A 14,939-nucleotide genomic window follows, 5' to 3' on the forward strand; every position below is an offset into this window, starting at 1 on the left:
GCCCGACCCGGATGGGAGCCCAGCCGGGTCGGGCGCGAGGGGCGGAAGCGGTCCGGCCGGGACGCGGCCGGACCGCCGAGGGCCGGCTCACCAGCCGACCGCGACCTCCAGCCACTGCGGGTTGCCGTGCGAGATGAACGAGGACTGCCCGGCGTAGTCGTCGTACGGGAAGCCGTACGCCAGGTGGTTGATGGCGTTGTCGTGCCAGAACTTGGCGTAGTAGTTCGCCGGAGCGGCCAGGTAGTACTGGCTCGGGTCCGACCACTGGGACTGGGGGAGCGTGGCCACGTGCCGGTTGAGAGCCGCGCACTCACCCGGGTTGTTGGCCAGCACACCCGCGCAGCCGAAGATGTCCGACGTGGGCGCGTTCACGCCCACCGACGCGGCGTAGCTGGTGAAGTAGTTCGCGTACTGGCCGCCGGTGCGGAAGTTCGGGTCGCTGCCCGGCGCCGGGATCCGGTACGGTGCCTGGTCCTGCGCGAGCGGCTTGAACTCCGTCGGTACGGAGTTCATGAACCGCTGGAACGTCGCGGTCCGGCTCTCCTGGAAGGTGTTGTAGTCCTCACCGACGGACACGTCGTACCCGTCGTGTGCGTGCAGGCGCATCGCCAGCTTGAGCCCGAAGGCATCCACCCGGGTCGTGTTGCCGTTGAACACCGCCGGCCCGACGGTGAACTCGATGAAGTCGTAGTACTGGCTGTTGGGCGAGCCGAGGTAGAAGTACATCCGCCCGGCGGAGTTGGCGGGCATGTCGAGGTAGGGCTGTTCGGCGATCGAGTGCACCTGGCCGTTGAAGCTCCAGTACACCTGGCTGTCCGGGTACTGGCCATTGGTGCGGTTGAGCACCTTGACCGTGAGTACGTTCTGGGCGGCGGGAATGGTGCTGGTGTCGCCCCAGAACGAGGCCGGCGGCGGGTTGCCGGTGCCGGTCGGCGTCGGCGTCGGCGTGGGGCTGATCGACGGGCCGGTGGTCGGGCCGGTGCTGCCCGACGTGTGCACGGAGAACTCCCACAGCGAGTAGCCGTACTGGGTGGCCCGGGCGGTGCCGTACACGCGGATGTAGCGGCCGGTGCCGTTGACGTTGAGGGTCTGGGTGCCGCCGGTGCCGTTGGTGGTGCTGTAGATGGTGGTCCAGGGGTCCATGCCGGTGGCCGAGACCTGGATCTGGAAGGCGGTGGCGTAGGCGGCCTCCCAGTTGAGCACCACCTGGCACACGGTCGCTGTGGCGCCGAGGTCGACCTGCAGCCACTGCGGGTCGCCGAAGGACGAGGACCAGCGGCTGCCGGTGTTGCCGTCGACGGCCGCACTGGCCGGAGTGCCGGCGTTCTCGGTGGACGACGCGGTGGCCGGCCTGCCGAGGGCCGCGTTGGTGCTGCCGCAGCCGACCGTACCGCCGAGGGTTCCGTAGACCTGGAACTCCCAGAGGGAGTAGCCGTACTGGGTGGCCCGGGCGGTGCCGTACACGCGGATGTAGCGGCCGGTGCCGTTGACGTTGAGGGTCTGGGTGCCGCCGGTGCCGGTGGTGGTGCTGTAGATGGTGGTCCAGGTCGAGGCGTTGGTGGAGACCTGGATCTGGAAGGCCCTGGCGTAGGCCGCCTCCCAGTTGAGTACCACCTGGTCGATGGTTGCCGTGGCGCCGAGGTCGACCTGCAGCCACTGTGGGTCGCTGAAGGTCGAGGACCAGCGGGTGCCGGTGTTGCCGTCGACGGCGGCGCTGGCCGGGCTACCGGCGTTCTCGGTGGACGACGCGGTGGCCGGCTTGCCCTGGGACAGCAGGGTGTCCGCCGCGTGGGCCTGGCCCACCGCGACGGCGGTGTAGCCGGCCAGCAGCGCGACCAGGACGGCGACCAGCGCCGCGGTGACGCGGGCCGGTCTGCGCCGGACCAGGGGCGGGGACGGCTGGGGGATCGGTGACATCGCAGCTCCTGACGTGGGACGGTGCATCAGGGTCCGAACGCCGCCACCGGCGCGCCGGCCCGGACGGCGGGCGCGCCGGGTTCCGGCGTACTCGGTGAGAGAGCGCTCTCTCGGACAGAGAGCCTTATCGAAGTCGATGGAATCGTCAAGCAGGGGAGTCGACAATGCGCCAAGCGTGGTGAATGTCGGATTGTCGGGCGTTTCCGGTGTTTGCCGTTGATCCGGCCGGAACGGCGGTAGATTACCGGCGAGGGCGGGCGATCGCCGCCCACGATCGTGCCCGTGCCGCGCGGGTCCGGCGCTCCACGACGCCGAGGGCACGACCCGGGCGAGGGGCGCGGCCCCGATCGAACGGAGTCGGGATGTGACTTCGCGTTGGTCGGCGACGTTGTCGCGTACGCGCCGGTGGCCGGTCGGTCTGGTCCTGGTGCTGCTGGTGCTGCTGGGCGCCGAGGTGGTCGCCTTCGTGACGGTCTGCCGGTTCTTCGTTCAGTCGCCGCACGGGCAGCAGCTGGACACGGTCTCGCTCACCGGCAACCGGATCGGGCAGGACCGGATCGAGGGGTTCGTCGTCGCCGTCCTGGACACCATCAGCGTGCTGTCGGTGATCCTCGCCACGGCGGCCGTCGGCTTCATCGCGCTGATCCGCCGCCGCATAGTGGTGGCGGTCGCGGCGATCCTGCTCATCGCGGGCGCCAACGCCACCACCGAGATCCTGAAACGCGTGATCCACCGACCACGGTTCGGCGTCGACCTGCCGCGCGCGGGGTTGGGCAACAGCCTGCCCAGCGGGCACACGACCATCGCCGCGTCGGTCGCCGTCGCCCTGGTGCTGGTGCTGCCGGTCGCGCTGCGCGGGATCGGCGCCCTCGTCGGCGCGTTCGGCGCCGCCGTCGTGGGAGTCGGCACCCTGTCCGCCGGTTGGCACCGCCCCAGCGACGCGGTCGCCGCGCTGCTGGTCGTCGGTGCCTGGGCGAGCGCGGCCGGGCTGTTCATCGTGATGGCCCAGCGCCACCACGGCGGCGTCGAGTACGGCCCGGTCAACTGGCGGGCCCTGCTCACGCTCGTCGCCGCCGGACTGGTGCTGCTGGTCGGCGCCGGTATCGCGCTGGTGCTCACCAACCAGGTGCGCACCACGCCGCCCGAGGCGCTCGGCCGGGCCCGGCTGTTCGTCGCCTACGCGGGAGGGGCCATGGGCATCGCCGGTACCGTGGGCCTGGTACAGGCGTCGGTGCTCGCGACCGCGCACCGGGTGGTGCCCCGGGCGGTCGCGCCGGCGCCCAAGAACGAGGACGCGACGGTGGAAGGGTGATGGCGGATGGCCTCGATGAGGGACGTGGACATCGAGGAGGACATGATCCGGCTCGCCCAGTTCCTGAAGCTGGCCGGCGTCATAGACACCGGCGGCGAGGCGAAGCTGGTCATCGCCGACGGTGAGGTCCGGGTCAACGGGGAGGTCGAGGTCCGTCGCGGACGGCAGTTGCGGCGGGGCGACGTCATCGAGTTCGACGGTCAACGGCTGCGGATCCACTGATCCGGTCGACGAACCGTCAGGAGAGGCGCCACCGGCGGGCGCACCGGTCCGGCGGGTCGGTCGGGTGCTTCGGGCAGGTGGATCGGCGCTTGGGCCGCCGGAGCCGGCGGCCGTCGACGCGAATAATCCGTGCGAAGGGTGTGTAGCGCCCATCCCCGCCCAGGGCAGGCACCGGCGGCTACTCCTCCCTGCGGTGCCGTCCGATCCTGACCGGCGCCTCGGGTGCGTCCTCGGCGGCCGGCCGCGCCGGCTCGTCGGGCTGGTCCGGGGCGCTGTGCTGCGCCTGCTGGGGGCGGGCGGGGCCGCCGGGCTGAGCCGGCGCAGCGACCGGCTGGGGCGCCGACTGCGGGGCCGCCGACTGTGGGGCCGGCGACTGTGGGGCCGGCGACTGTGGGGCCGGCGACGTCGGCGCAACCGCGGGGACGAGCTGCGTCGGCCCGCTGAGCGGGGCCGGGCTGCCCGGCTGGGCGGCCGCCGGACCCGGGGGCGTCGCCACGGGACCTGGCTGGGCCGGCGCACTGGGCTGACCCTGCGGGTTGGGCTGGGCGAGCGCGTTGGGCTGACCCGGGGTGGGCTGACCCTGCGGGTTGGGCTGACTCTGCGGCATGGGTTGGACCGGCATTGGCGGCTGGGCCATCGGCCGAGGTGCGGCCTGGGGTTGACCGGGCTGAGCCGGCGCGGGGGGCTGGGCCTGTACCGGCGGCTGAGGCGGCATCGGAGGCTGTGCGGCCACCGGGCCGGGGCGGGCCGGAACGACGACCGGCCGCGCCGCGGTGTCGGCGTTGTGGACCTGGCCCGGTGCGTTGACCTGGCCCTGCGCGTTGTTGACCGGGCCCTGCGCGTTGACCGGGCCCTGCGCGTTGGTCGGGCCCTGTGGGTTGGTCGGGCCCTGCGCGTTGGTCGGGCCCTGCGGGTTGATCTGGCCCTGCGGGTTGTTGATCGGACTCTGAGCGTTGTTGGCCTGGCCCTGCGCGTTGCTTGGCTGGCTCTGAGCGTTGACCTGGGTCTGTGCCGCGTTGGCCTGGGGAGGTGCGGACGGAGCGGGGACCTGCGGTGGCGCGACCGGGATGTTGACCTGGAGGGGCGCCGGGGGAGCGGTGGGTTCGGGGCGCCTCTGAGGGAGGGGCTGGGCGGCGGGAACCGGTGCCGGTGGCTCCAGCTCGCTCGGCAGCTCGCGTACCGGGTTCAGCGCATCGGGGTCCAGCCAGCCTGGCGGATCATTGCGCATCTCGGTGCGAAGGTCCTCGAGCCAGTGTTCAAGATCACTCCGCTGCTCCGGCGGATCGGTCGCGCCGGGTCTCGCACCTGGATCGTCAGCGTCGGCCATGCCTGACCCGCTGCGATCAGGTGTTAGATGAACAGACTCAGTCACAGTCCATAACGATATCCGGTGGGCGGGGCCCCTGCGAACTTTCACCGGACGCCGGCGGACCGACCTGCGGATGGGCGCGAGTACCGATCGTGGTCGGTGACTGTCGACACGGGACGGTCGACGGTGGCCGGCGACGGCGCGGAGCCGGCCGTCGCGCGTGCCGCCGACGAGTCCGCGTCCACGCGCCGGTGCGTACGTACCGATGTCCAATGGCGTCAACCGTTTCCGGGCCGACCAGCGCCCGACGAACCCGCGATTTCGGCTCGTCTCATGAGGTCCGTCCGTGAGATATGGGGACCCCGACAACGTCGCTTCACCGTATGATCGGCGCTCGTGTCAGCACCCCAATACGAAAACCAAGCGATGTCGGCCTATCCGCCGACCGGGTACCCGCAGACCGCGTACCCACCGGCCGCGCAGGTCCCCGCGCAGCAGCCGGTCGCCTATCCGCCGACCGGGTACCCGCAGACGCAGCAGGCTCCGGGCGGATATCCGCCTCCCGCGTACCCGACGGCGGCCTACGCGCCGGCGGCCAACGCACCGGTCGCGTACGCACCGGCTCAGGCAGCCGCTGCCGCCCCGGTGGCGGGCTACCCGGCGATGGGCTATCAGGCGGCCGGCTACCCGGCAACCGGCTATCCGGCGGCCGTTCAAATGCCCGGTCAGGCGACGTCCGAGGGCACGCTGCAGTGCCGCCTCTGCGGCTGCGTACCGGCGGCCCAGGTGACCTTCCGCGAGCACCATGGGCTGATCCTCTTCATGCAGTTCGTGCACCTCAAGGGCCCCTTCTGCCGCGACTGCGGCCTGGCCACGTTCCGTAGGATGACGGCCATGACGCTGATCCGTGGCTGGTACGGCTACGCGTCGGTGCTCATCACGCCGATCACCGTGTTAATCAACCTGGCGCGGCGCGGCAAGGTGGCCAACCTTCCGCAGCCGACGCGGCCACCGACCGGCGTGAGCCGCCAACCGCTGGACCCGGGTCCGGTGCTGCTGGCCCGGCCGACAGCGCTGATCGGGCTGGCCCTTCCCGCGTTCGTGATAGTGCTGATCATCGCGCTGATCGCGCTCGGCGGCTGACGGACAACAGGTGACCGGCTCCGGCCACCACGGGCGGCGATGCCGCGACGACGTGGTGGGCGGGGCCCGCGGCGGGGGAGGGCGTGACGGTGGTCGCGGGTAGCGCCAACTGGATCGCGGCCGTGCGGGCCCGCGAGAGCCGCCGTCCCGACCGGCTGTTCGACGATCCGTTCGCCGAACGGCTGGCCGGGGAGCGGGGCTTCGCCGCGATGGCTGCTTCGGAGCGGGCGTCGGGCGGTGAGAACGCCTTCATCCCGGTGCGCGTGCGGTGGTTCGACGACGCGGTGCTGCGGGCGGTCGCGGACGGGGTGCGGCAGGTGGTGCTGCTCGGTGCCGGGCTGGACACCCGCCCGTACCGGCTGGACCTGCCCGGCGACCTCGACTGGTTTGAGCTGGACCGGCCGGAGGTGTTCGAGGCCAAGGCGGCGGTGCTGGGCGACCCGGCCTCGGGCGGTGCGGTGCCGCGCTGCCGCCGTGGGGCGGTCGAGGCGGACCTGGCCGGGGACTGGGCGAGCGCACTGGTCCCCGCCCAGGGCGGCGTGCAGGATGCTCGCCCGCGCCACCAGCCGGCCGGGCCCGGCCCCGCCGGCTTCGACCCCGGCCGGCGCACGCTGTGGCTTGCCGAGGGGCTGTTCTTCTATCTGGCCGAGGAGTCCATCGTCGCGCTGCTGCGCGCGGCCGGCGGGTTGTGCGGGCCCGACAGCCTGCTGCTGGCCGACATCATGAGCGCGGGTGTGACCGAATTGCCCGCCATGCGGTCGTACCGCGACCACTGCGCCCGTCGCGGGCTGCCGCCGCCGTACGGCTGCGACGACCCCGGCGCGCTGCTGCTCCCCGGTGGCTGGCGGTTGGACGCGATCACCACGCCCGGGGCGCCCGATGCCAACTACGGCCGCCTGCCGACCGTCGCCCCCACCGGGAGCCCGAACGCGCCCCGGCCGGGCACCGTCCACCTGGTGACCGGTCGACGCGTCGCCGAGTGACGGCCACCACCGCCCCGGAAAATTACGTACCGTTATCTACGTGCCGCGTCGATTGTGCCGGCCAATCGGGCTCATCGGACCCGTCACCCGTGACTCCGGCCCGGTCCCGCCGCGTCGAAGCTGGCCGAATGCGTTGTCAAAAGTGATCCTCAACACCGTTTGAGCTGCTGTTTCTCGTCGATGAGTGGCCCTTAGCCTGGCTGGCGTGCATGGCAGCGACATCGATCCGGCCGGACGTCGGAACCGGCGGACGAGCCCCTACCAGGCTCAGCATCGGCCGGCCGCTCGGCAACACACGGTAGCGGGCGCGGTCAAGGGGGAGCGGCCGTCGCCCGGGCCGTCCTCCGCGCCGGTGCGACACCGCAGGGTTTCCGCGTGGCGGGTCTGGGCCGGCGAACACCCGGTGCGCCGCCCGGTCCTGGTGGTGCTTCTGCTGCTGGTCGGGGTGGGCGCGCTGTTCACGGCGATGAGCAGCGACACCGGCCGGTCGGGGCGGTCGAAGTCGGCCGACCTGACCGCGGCTGTGCGGGTACCGGTGGATCGGGAGCGCCGCGAGGTCTCCCGCTCCGCTCAGCGCACGGCGCCCAGCGGTGCGCCCGAGTCCCCGACGCCTTCGGCCAGCCCGACTCCGAGTCCGAGCCCGAGCCCGTCGGTTTCGCCGACGCCCATCAGGAAGCCGACCCGGGCCGCCACGGTGGTCGTCAGGCCGGCTCCGGTCGGCGGCCTCAGCCAGGTGCAGATGGACTACGCCGCGACCATCGTGCGGGTGGGGGAGCAGCTGAAGCTGCCCAAGGAGGCGTACGTCGTCGCCGTGGCCACCGCGTTGCAGGAGAGCCAGTTGCTCAACCTGGCCAACTACGGGGTGGCTGAGTCGCTGGATCTGCCGCACGACGGCGTGGGCGGCGACCACGACTCGGTCGGGCTGTTCCAGCAGCGGCCGAGTTCGGGTTGGGGCACGGTCGAGGAGCTGATGGACCCGGCCACCTCGGCGACCAAGTTCTACGACGCGCTGATCGAGATCCCTGGCTGGGAGAGCATGTCGGTCACCGAGGCGGCGCAGGCCGTCCAGAACTCGGCCTTCCCCGACGCGTACGCCCAGCAGGAGTCGCTGGCCACCCTCGTGGTCGCCGCGCTGGTCTGAGCCGCGGCCCGGCGTCCGCCCCCTTCGCGAGCCGGGCCGCGGCTTGGTTCTGCGAGTGCTACGAACCCGTCGGCGCGCCGGCCAGCGAGACCGGCTCGTCCGGCCGCCGCGGCGCCTCGCCGCCCGCCGGTACCCGTTCGCGCGCCAGCTGGCTGGGCCACCAGATCCGCCGCCCCACGTCCAGGTTCAGCGCGGTGACCAGGATCGAACGCACCACCATGGTGTCCAGCAGTACGCCGAACGCCACCGCGAAACCGATCTCGGCGAACGTCACCAGTGGCAGCGTGGCCAGCACCGAGAACGTGCCGGCCAGCACCAGGCCGGCCGATGTGATCACGCCGCCGGTCGCGGCGAGCCCGAGCAGCGCCCCGCGCCGGGTGCCGAGCCGCGCCGACTCCTCGCGGACCCTGGTCATGACGAAGATGTTGTAGTCGATGCCGAGCGCGACCAGGAAGACGAAGACGAACAGCGGGAACCCGGTGTCCACCCCGGCGAACCCCAGCAGGTGCTTGAAGATCAGGGCGCTGGCGCCCAGCGCGGCCCCGAACGACAGCACCACCGTGGCCACCAGCAGCAGCGGCGCGACTATCGCGCGCAGCAGCAGGGACAGGATGATGAAGACCACCACCAGTACCAGCGGGATGATCAGATCCTCGTCGCGGCGCGCCGCCCGCTCGATGTCGACGTTGACCGCCGTCGCGCCGCCGACCTTCGCCTCGGCGCCCGGTATCGCGTGTACGGCGGTGCGTACCCGATCCACGGTGGCCTGTGCGGCCGGGCTGTCCGCGGCGTTGGCGAGGGTGGCCTGCACCATGCTGTGCCCGCCCCGGACCACCGGGGCGTCGGCGCCCGCTATGCCGCGGGTGCCGGCGACCGCGTCGTGGATCCGCTGGCCCGCGCCGGCCGCGCCGATGACCACCACCGGCTGGCCGCTGCCGGCCGGGAAGTGCGCGGCCTGCACGTCGGCGCCGACCACCGAGTCCGGATGGCCGAGCATCGAGTCCTTGTTGGACAGTGGGCCGGCGTGCAGGTCGACCATGCCGACCGCCAGCGCGCCCAGCACGAGCGCGGTGGCCACCCAGACCGTGCGGGGGCGCCGGGCCACCCGAGCGCCGATGCGGGCCCAGGCCCCGGTCTCGGTCGGCTCGGGCGTGCCGAACCTGGGCCGGACCGGCCAGAACACCCACCGGCCGCAGATCACCAGCAGGGCCGGGAGCAGCGTGAGCATCGCGGCCAGGCCGACCGCCACCCCGATGGCGGCCACCGGGCCCAGGCCGCTGGTGGAGTTGAGGTCGGCGGCCAGCAGGCAGAGCATGCCGGCGATCACGGTGGCGCCGCTGGCCACGATGGCGGGTCCGGCGCGGCGCAGCGCCGCGGCCATCGCCTCGTGCCGGTCGGCGTGCCGGCGCAGCTCCTCGCGGTACCGCGCGACCAGCAGCAGCGCGTAGTCGGTACCGGCGCCGAAGACCAGTACGGTCAGGATGCCGGCGCTCTGCGCGTTGACCACCAGTCCGGCGTGCCGGGCGAACAGGTAGATCACCGCCTCGGACGCGGCCAGCGCGCCGCCCGCGGACAGCACCGGCAGCAGCCACAGCACCGGGCTGCGGTACGTCAGCAGCAGGATCACGATGACCACGCCGAGTGTGGCGTACAGCAGTCGGCCGTCGATGCCCTCGAACGCCTCGGCCGAGTCGGCGGCGCTGCCGGCCGGCCCGGTGACGTGCAGCCGCATGCCGTCGAGCGTGGGTGCGGCGATCGTTCTGATCTGGGTGACGGCGTCGCCGATCGTGTCCCACCCCCCGTCGCCCACCGTGATCGGCACGAACACCTGCAGGGCCTTGCCGTCCGTCGACGGCTGCGGCCCGATCACCGGGTCGTCCACGCCGTCGATGGTGGCGAACCGCTTGGCCTGGTCGGCGACGTGCGTGCCGTCCGCGGCGGTGATGCCGGCCAGCCGCTGGTAGACCACCACGGCGTACGCCGTGTCGTGCGACTCGAAGCCGCTCTGCAGGTTGATCACCTGGGTCGACTCGGCGTTGCCGGGCAGCCAGGACGAGTCGTCGTTCTTCTCCGCCCCGGTGAGCTTTCCCGCCAGCGGCCCCAGCGTGGCCAGCACTACCAGCCAGAAGACCAGGACCATCCATTTTGTACGGCGACCACACACCAGCGCGGCCAGCCGGTGGCCTCTATCCATGAGCTATCCCACCCCGTCTCGCTCATACGTAGACCAGCTACTCAAGCTATTGACGATAATGGCGACCCCTACGCCCGTTGGGCCGTTTTCCGGCATTCGAGGGTCGGATTCTCGACGCGCTGACCCGACCCCGTCGTTGTGCGGCTAATGACATCCTGTTAGGCTCTTCGTTAGCTGGCTAAGCATCTTGCTTACGCGCGCTCAATAAATGAACAGGAATTGGATGGTACGAACCATGATCCTGGTGACCGGCGGTCTCGGTTTCATCGGCCTGAACACCGCCCGGGCGCTGCTGGAGGCGGGGGAGTCGTGCGTACTCACCCGGCGCCGCACCGCCCGCCAACCGGAGTTTTTGCGCACCGAGTTGGGCGGGCGCGCATTCATCGAACCGCTCGACGTCACGGATCCGGACGCACTGCTGGAATTGGGCAAGCGGTATCCGATCAACGGCATCATCCACCTCGCCGGATCGTCCGGCGCCGGCCCCGACCTCATCGACGACCTGAAGTCCCACGTCGACGGACTGCTGGCCGTGCTGCGCGCGGCTCGCGAGTGGCGGGTACCCCGAGTCAGCGTGGCGAGCACTATCGGCGTCTATGTCGGGGTGACTGGGGTGCCCTGGCGGGAGGACGCGCGGCTGCCGATGACCGCGTTCCACCCGATCGAGACGATGAAGAAGACCGCCGAACTGCTCGGCGGCCTCGTCGCCGGGCCGTCCGGCATCGAGGTGGTCAGCCTGCGCATCGGCGCGATCTGGGGGCCGTTCGGCCGGCCGGACTCCCGGTTCATGGCCGCGCCGCGGATGGTGAACGCGGCGTTCGCCGGCGAGCCGGTGCGCTTCACCCCGCCCCGGTACGCGCGCGACGGCATCGACCTGTGCTACGCGCGGGACTGCGGGCGGGCCATCGCGCTGGTGCAGACCGCGCCGAAGCTCAACCACCGGGTCTACAACGTCGGTACCGGCCGGATGACCAGCAACGAGGAGGTGGCCGAGGCGGTCCGCGCGGTCATCCCGGACGCCGACATCGAGCTGGCCCCCGGCCACGACCCGGCCGGCCCGGCGGGCGACCAGTACCTGGACATCGAGCGGCTGCGCTCGGACACCGGCTACCGGCCGGAGTACGGCGCCGAGCGCGCGGTGCGTGACTACGTCGACTGGCTGCGCGAGAGCGCCGGCGCCCAGCCGGCTCGCTGAACCGCCGCCCTCGCTCGCCGCGCCCCGCCGCCCTTGTTCGCCGCCCGGCTCACAGCCCCGGCAGCAGCGGCGGCAGGCTTGGCAGCAGCGGCGGCAGGCTGGGCAGCAGCGAGGGCAGCAGCCCCCCCGGTGCCTTGCCCGACGACGGGCTCAGGGTGGGGGTGCCCACGCTGTACGGCGGGCTCGGGTTCGCCCCGGTCGCGGCCGGGCTGGCCGTCGGGGTCGGGGTCGGGGTCTGGGAGGGGCTCGACGCCGAGTGGGGCGACGGCGAGGCCGGTGCTCCGCCCGGCGTGGCCGCCGGCAGGGCGGCACGCAGCGCGTTGAGCTGGTCGCGCAGCCGCTGCGCCTGCGCCGGGTCGCTGACCTTCGCGACCAGGGCGTCCGCCCGGGCGATCAGCTGGCGGGCGTCGTCGTACCGGTGCTCGTCCATGGCCTGACGGGCCTTCCCGATCGCGTCCTGCGCCGAGCGCTGGTTGGCCACGTGCGGGTGAACGATCTTCACGACCGGCCACAGCGCGTCGCTGGGCTGGGCACCGGCGGCGGCGACGGAGACCCCGCCGGCCGTGGCGATGATCAGCGCGGCGGCCACGGCCAGCCGTACTGTCCGCGGGCGCACCGACGTGGTGCGCCGGGAGCGCTTGCCGGCGGCGGGCGGCCCCGGCGCCCAGTCGCCTGCCGCGTCCGCCGGCTCGGGGGCGAGCGCGTCGTACCGCAGCGGCGGCAGCGGCTCGGTGTCCAGGTCGGCGCGCCACGCGCCGAGCATCGCGGCCAGTTCGTCGTCGTCCGGTACGGCGTCGGACTGCCCGAGCGCGTCCAGCATCACGTCGTCGGAGCGCACCGCGTCCAGGTCGACCTGCCGGCGGCGGGGCGATGGTCTTCGGTTCCCGTTCATCGCTGTCGCTCGCTCATGCCAGATCCTCGCTTCGCTGCGGTCCGGCATGAGGCACAAACGCGCGGCGACTCTGACTCGCTCGCTGTCGCTCGCTCATGCCGGCACCTCGTTGAAGACGGTGCTGGCGAGATTGCGCAGTCGTGACAGCGCGCGCGACTGTGCCACGCGTACCGCCGCGGGGCTCATGCCCACCGCTCCGCCCACCTCCTCGGCGGACAGGCCGACCGCTACCCGCAGCACGATGATCTCACGGTGCAGGTCGGACAGGTGGGTGAGCAGCTGAGACAGGCGCCGGGCGGTGTCCGTGTTCAGCGCGTGCTGCTCCGGTCCGGGCGCCGCGTCGGGCTGGTCGCTGATCGCCTCCACCGGGGTCACCGCCAGGTGGCGCACTGCCGCGCGCTGCGCGTCGGCCACCTTGTGCGCGGCGATGCCGTAGACGAACGCGGTGAACGGCCGCCCCTGGTCGCGGAAGGCCGGCAGTGAGCGCAGCACCGCTATGCAGACCTCCTGCGACACGTCGTCGGCGGTGGTGTGCCGCCCGCCGATGCGACCCAGGTGAGCCCGGCAGTAACGCACGACGTTGGGGCGGATCTGCTCGATGAGGTCGGCGGTCGCCCGCGGGTCGCCGTGGACGGCGCGTTCGACGAGCTCGGGGTGCGGTGCCGTCATCGCCCCTCCCTGCCCCGCCACGCGCCTGATGCCGACCCTCGCACGGTATCCGTCCGGACGCCAACGTACCAACACGAAGCGTTGCGGATGTGTCCGGTACGCGGTGGTTCGGCACCGGCGTGTAACACCGCCCGGCCCATTGACGATGAGCCACAGGCGAGGAGGCGAGGGAGCAGTTGGGCGTAGAGGTACGGGTCGAAGGGCTGACCAAGTCCTTCGGCCGTCAGGCGGTCTGGTCGGACGTGAGCCTCACCCTGCCCGCCGGAGAAATCTCGGTACTGCTCGGCCCGTCCGGTACCGGCAAGTCGGTGTTCCTCAAGACCCTGGTCGGCCTGCTGCGGCCGGATCGCGGGTCGATCTGGATCCAGAACCAGGACCTGCCGAAGCTGTCCGAGCGGCGGCTCTACGCGATCCGCCGGCTGTTCGGCGTGCTGTTCCAGGACGGGGCGCTGTTCGGCTCCATGAACATCTACGACAACGTCGCGTTTCCGCTGCGCGAGCACACCCGGCTGAGCGAGTCGCGGGTGCGGGAGATCGTCCGCGAGAAGCTGGACATGGTCGGGCTCAGCGGCGCCGAGGGCAAGCTGCCCGGCGAGATCTCCGGAGGCATGCGCAAGCGGGCCGGCCTGGCCCGGGCGCTGGTGCTCGACCCCGCGATCATCCTGTTCGACGAGCCGGACTCCGGGCTGGATCCGGTCCGCACCGCGTACCTCAACCAGCTGATCATCGACCTCAATCAGCAGACCGACGCCACCTTCCTGATCGTCACCCACGACATCAACACCGCCCGCACCGTGCCGGACAACATCGGCCTGCTCTACCACGGCAAGCTGGCCATGTTCGGGCCGCGCGAGATGCTGCTGTCCAGTACCGAACCGGTGGTCCGGCAGTTCCTCAACGCCCAGCGCATCGGCCCGATCGGCATGGCCGAGGAGAAGGACGCCACCGACCTGGCCGCCGAGGCCGCGTCCGGGATCCGGCTGCCGCCGCTGCCGCCGATCCAGCACCAGCTGCGCCCCTCCGACGGCGGGATCCGGCGGGCGGAACGGCCGCCGGGGCAGTGGTGCCGCGGCAACGGCGTGCTGCCGCCACCCGGCTCGTTCACCGAGCCCCGCTCGATCGTCGAGGTACCACTGTGACCCGACCATCCGCCGCGAACGGCAGACCGACCGGGAGGTCGACGTGGCCAACCCGGTGACCTTCACGCTGCGCGAGACCGGGCACTTCTTCGCGTTCAGCCTCGACGCGCTGCGCACGATGTTCCGGCGACCGTGGCAGGTGCGCGAGTTCATCCAGCAGGCGTGGTTCGTCTCGTCGGTGTCCATCCTGCCGGCCGCGCTGGTGTCCATCCCGTTCGGCGCGGTCATCGCGCTGCAGTTGGGTTCGCTGACCCAGCAGCTGGGCGCGCAGTCGTACACCGGGGCGGCGTCGGTGCTCGCCGTGGTGCGGGAGGCCGGGCCGATCGTCACCGCGTTGATCATAGCCGGCGCGGCCGGCTCCGCGATCTGCGCCGATCTCGGCGCCCGGCGCATCCGCGAGGAGCTGGACGCGATGCAGGTGCTGGGTATCGACCCGATCCAGCGCCTGGTGGTGCCCCGGATACTCGCCTCGATGCTGGTCGGGCTGTTGCTCAACGGGCTCGTGAGCGTGGTGGGAGTGGCCGGCGGATACGTGTTCAACGTGATGCTGCAGCACGGCACGCCGGGCGCGTACGTCGCCAGCTTCCAGGCGCTCGGGCAGCTGCCGGACCTGCTGATCGGGGAGGTCAAGGCGCTGGTCTTCGGGGCGGTCGCCGCACTGGTCGCGTCGTACAAGGGGATGACCGCCAAGGGCGGACCGAAGGGCGTGGGCGACGCGGTGAACCAGAGCGTCGTGATCACGTTCATGCTGCTGTTCGCCCTGAACTTCGTGATCACCGCCGTGTACTTCCAGGTCGTACCGCAGAAGGGGTCGTGAGCCGGC

General features: G+C 72.0%; 13 protein-coding genes. 8 read left to right on the forward strand and 5 right to left on the reverse strand.

Annotation, left to right across the window (positions count from 1 at the left end; genetic code table 11):
- Positions 1-87: 87 nt before the first annotated feature.
- On the reverse strand, positions 88-1,917 hold the full coding sequence (locus ABEA87_RS36725; protein WP_345637727.1) for a discoidin domain-containing protein: 1,830 nt from the start codon (positions 1,915-1,917) through the stop codon (positions 88-90).
- A 388-nt stretch (positions 1,918-2,305) separates the two neighbouring features.
- On the opposite strand from ABEA87_RS36725, the gene ABEA87_RS36730 reads away from it, so the two are divergent.
- Together ABEA87_RS36730 and ABEA87_RS36735 are read left to right on the forward strand one after the other, a co-directional pair.
- Positions 2,306-3,229 (forward strand): phosphatase PAP2 family protein, encoded by a 924-nt coding sequence (locus tag ABEA87_RS36730; RefSeq protein WP_425571024.1) that lies wholly within the window; start codon positions 2,306-2,308, stop codon positions 3,227-3,229.
- Between the two features lie 6 nt (positions 3,230-3,235).
- Positions 3,236-3,451 carry an RNA-binding S4 domain-containing protein gene (locus ABEA87_RS36735; protein ID WP_345637729.1) on the forward strand — a complete coding sequence of 72 codons (216 nt, stop codon included), beginning with the start codon at positions 3,236-3,238 and terminating at the stop codon, positions 3,449-3,451.
- Between the two features lie 178 nt (positions 3,452-3,629).
- Here ABEA87_RS36735 and ABEA87_RS36740 read toward each other — a convergent pair whose 3' ends face one another.
- On the reverse strand, positions 3,630-4,679 hold the full coding sequence (locus ABEA87_RS36740) for a hypothetical protein (RefSeq protein WP_345637731.1): 1,050 nt from the start codon (positions 4,677-4,679) through the stop codon (positions 3,630-3,632).
- Between the two features lie 477 nt (positions 4,680-5,156).
- On the opposite strand from ABEA87_RS36740, the gene ABEA87_RS36745 reads away from it, so the two are divergent.
- The 3 genes from ABEA87_RS36745 to ABEA87_RS36755 all read left to right on the forward strand — a co-directional run bounded on the left by ABEA87_RS36745 (position 5,157) and on the right by ABEA87_RS36755 (position 8,027).
- On the forward strand, positions 5,157-5,903 hold the full coding sequence (locus tag ABEA87_RS36745) for a hypothetical protein (RefSeq protein WP_345637733.1): 747 nt from the start codon (positions 5,157-5,159) through the stop codon (positions 5,901-5,903).
- 83 nt (positions 5,904-5,986) lie between these two features.
- Positions 5,987-6,886: a class I SAM-dependent methyltransferase gene (locus ABEA87_RS36750; RefSeq protein WP_345637734.1), complete on the forward strand. Its 900-nt coding sequence runs from the start codon at positions 5,987-5,989 to the stop codon at positions 6,884-6,886.
- A 403-nt stretch (positions 6,887-7,289) separates the two neighbouring features.
- Positions 7,290-8,027, forward strand: a complete 738-nt coding sequence (locus tag ABEA87_RS36755) for a hypothetical protein (RefSeq protein ID WP_345637737.1) — start codon at positions 7,290-7,292, stop codon at positions 8,025-8,027.
- A gap of 58 nt (positions 8,028-8,085) precedes the next feature.
- Here ABEA87_RS36755 and ABEA87_RS36760 read toward each other — a convergent pair whose 3' ends face one another.
- Positions 8,086-10,221: an MMPL family transporter gene (locus tag ABEA87_RS36760; protein WP_345637738.1), complete on the reverse strand. Its 2,136-nt coding sequence runs from the start codon at positions 10,219-10,221 to the stop codon at positions 8,086-8,088.
- A gap of 235 nt (positions 10,222-10,456) precedes the next feature.
- Here ABEA87_RS36760 and ABEA87_RS36765 point away from each other — a divergent pair, with 235 nt between their 5' ends.
- Positions 10,457-11,416: an NAD-dependent epimerase/dehydratase family protein gene (locus ABEA87_RS36765; protein ID WP_345637740.1), complete on the forward strand. Its 960-nt coding sequence runs from the start codon at positions 10,457-10,459 to the stop codon at positions 11,414-11,416.
- Positions 11,417-11,465: 49 nt separating this feature from the next.
- Here the strand turns inward: ABEA87_RS36765 and ABEA87_RS36770 are convergent, their stop codons facing one another.
- Together ABEA87_RS36770 and shbA are read right to left on the reverse strand one after the other, a co-directional pair.
- On the reverse strand, positions 11,466-12,308 hold the full coding sequence (locus ABEA87_RS36770) for an anti-sigma-D factor RsdA (protein ID WP_345637741.1): 843 nt from the start codon (positions 12,306-12,308) through the stop codon (positions 11,466-11,468).
- A 93-nt stretch (positions 12,309-12,401) separates the two neighbouring features.
- A complete protein-coding gene (shbA, locus tag ABEA87_RS36775; protein ID WP_345637743.1) occupies positions 12,402-12,977 on the reverse strand; it encodes an RNA polymerase sigma factor ShbA in 576 nt (191 codons plus the stop codon).
- Positions 12,978-13,153: 176 nt separating this feature from the next.
- Between shbA and ABEA87_RS36780 the strand changes: the two genes are divergently transcribed.
- Both ABEA87_RS36780 and ABEA87_RS36785 read left to right on the forward strand, forming a co-directional pair.
- On the forward strand, positions 13,154-14,116 hold the full coding sequence (locus ABEA87_RS36780; RefSeq protein WP_345637745.1) for an ABC transporter ATP-binding protein: 963 nt from the start codon (positions 13,154-13,156) through the stop codon (positions 14,114-14,116).
- Between the two features lie 43 nt (positions 14,117-14,159).
- Positions 14,160-14,933 carry an MlaE family ABC transporter permease gene (locus ABEA87_RS36785; RefSeq protein ID WP_345637747.1) on the forward strand — a complete coding sequence of 258 codons (774 nt, stop codon included), beginning with the start codon at positions 14,160-14,162 and terminating at the stop codon, positions 14,931-14,933.
- Positions 14,934-14,939: the final 6 nt, after the last annotated feature.

The sequence above is a fragment of the Rugosimonospora acidiphila genome (genome assembly GCF_039543385.1).
Classification (GTDB): Bacteria; Actinomycetota; Actinomycetes; order Mycobacteriales; family Micromonosporaceae; genus Rugosimonospora; species Rugosimonospora acidiphila.

What these genes read in the sequence shown, in the direction of transcription:
- ABEA87_RS36725 (WP_345637727.1), bottom strand. Translation starts at nt 1,917, where the DNA reads ATGTCACCGATCCCCCAGCCGTCCCCGCCCCTGGTCCGGCGCAGACCG.
- ABEA87_RS36735 (WP_345637729.1), top strand. Translation starts at nt 3,236, where the DNA reads ATGGCCTCGATGAGGGACGTGGACATCGAGGAGGACATGATCCGGCTC.
- ABEA87_RS36740 (WP_345637731.1), bottom strand. Translation starts at nt 4,679, where the DNA reads ATGCGCAATGATCCGCCAGGCTGGCTGGACCCCGATGCGCTGAACCCG.
- ABEA87_RS36760 (WP_345637738.1), bottom strand. Translation starts at nt 10,221, where the DNA reads ATGGATAGAGGCCACCGGCTGGCCGCGCTGGTGTGTGGTCGCCGTACA.
- ABEA87_RS36765 (WP_345637740.1), top strand. Translation starts at nt 10,457, where the DNA reads ATGATCCTGGTGACCGGCGGTCTCGGTTTCATCGGCCTGAACACCGCC.
- ABEA87_RS36770 (WP_345637741.1), bottom strand. Translation starts at nt 12,308, where the DNA reads ATGAACGGGAACCGAAGACCATCGCCCCGCCGCCGGCAGGTCGACCTG.
- shbA (WP_345637743.1), bottom strand. Translation starts at nt 12,977, where the DNA reads ATGACGGCACCGCACCCCGAGCTCGTCGAACGCGCCGTCCACGGCGAC.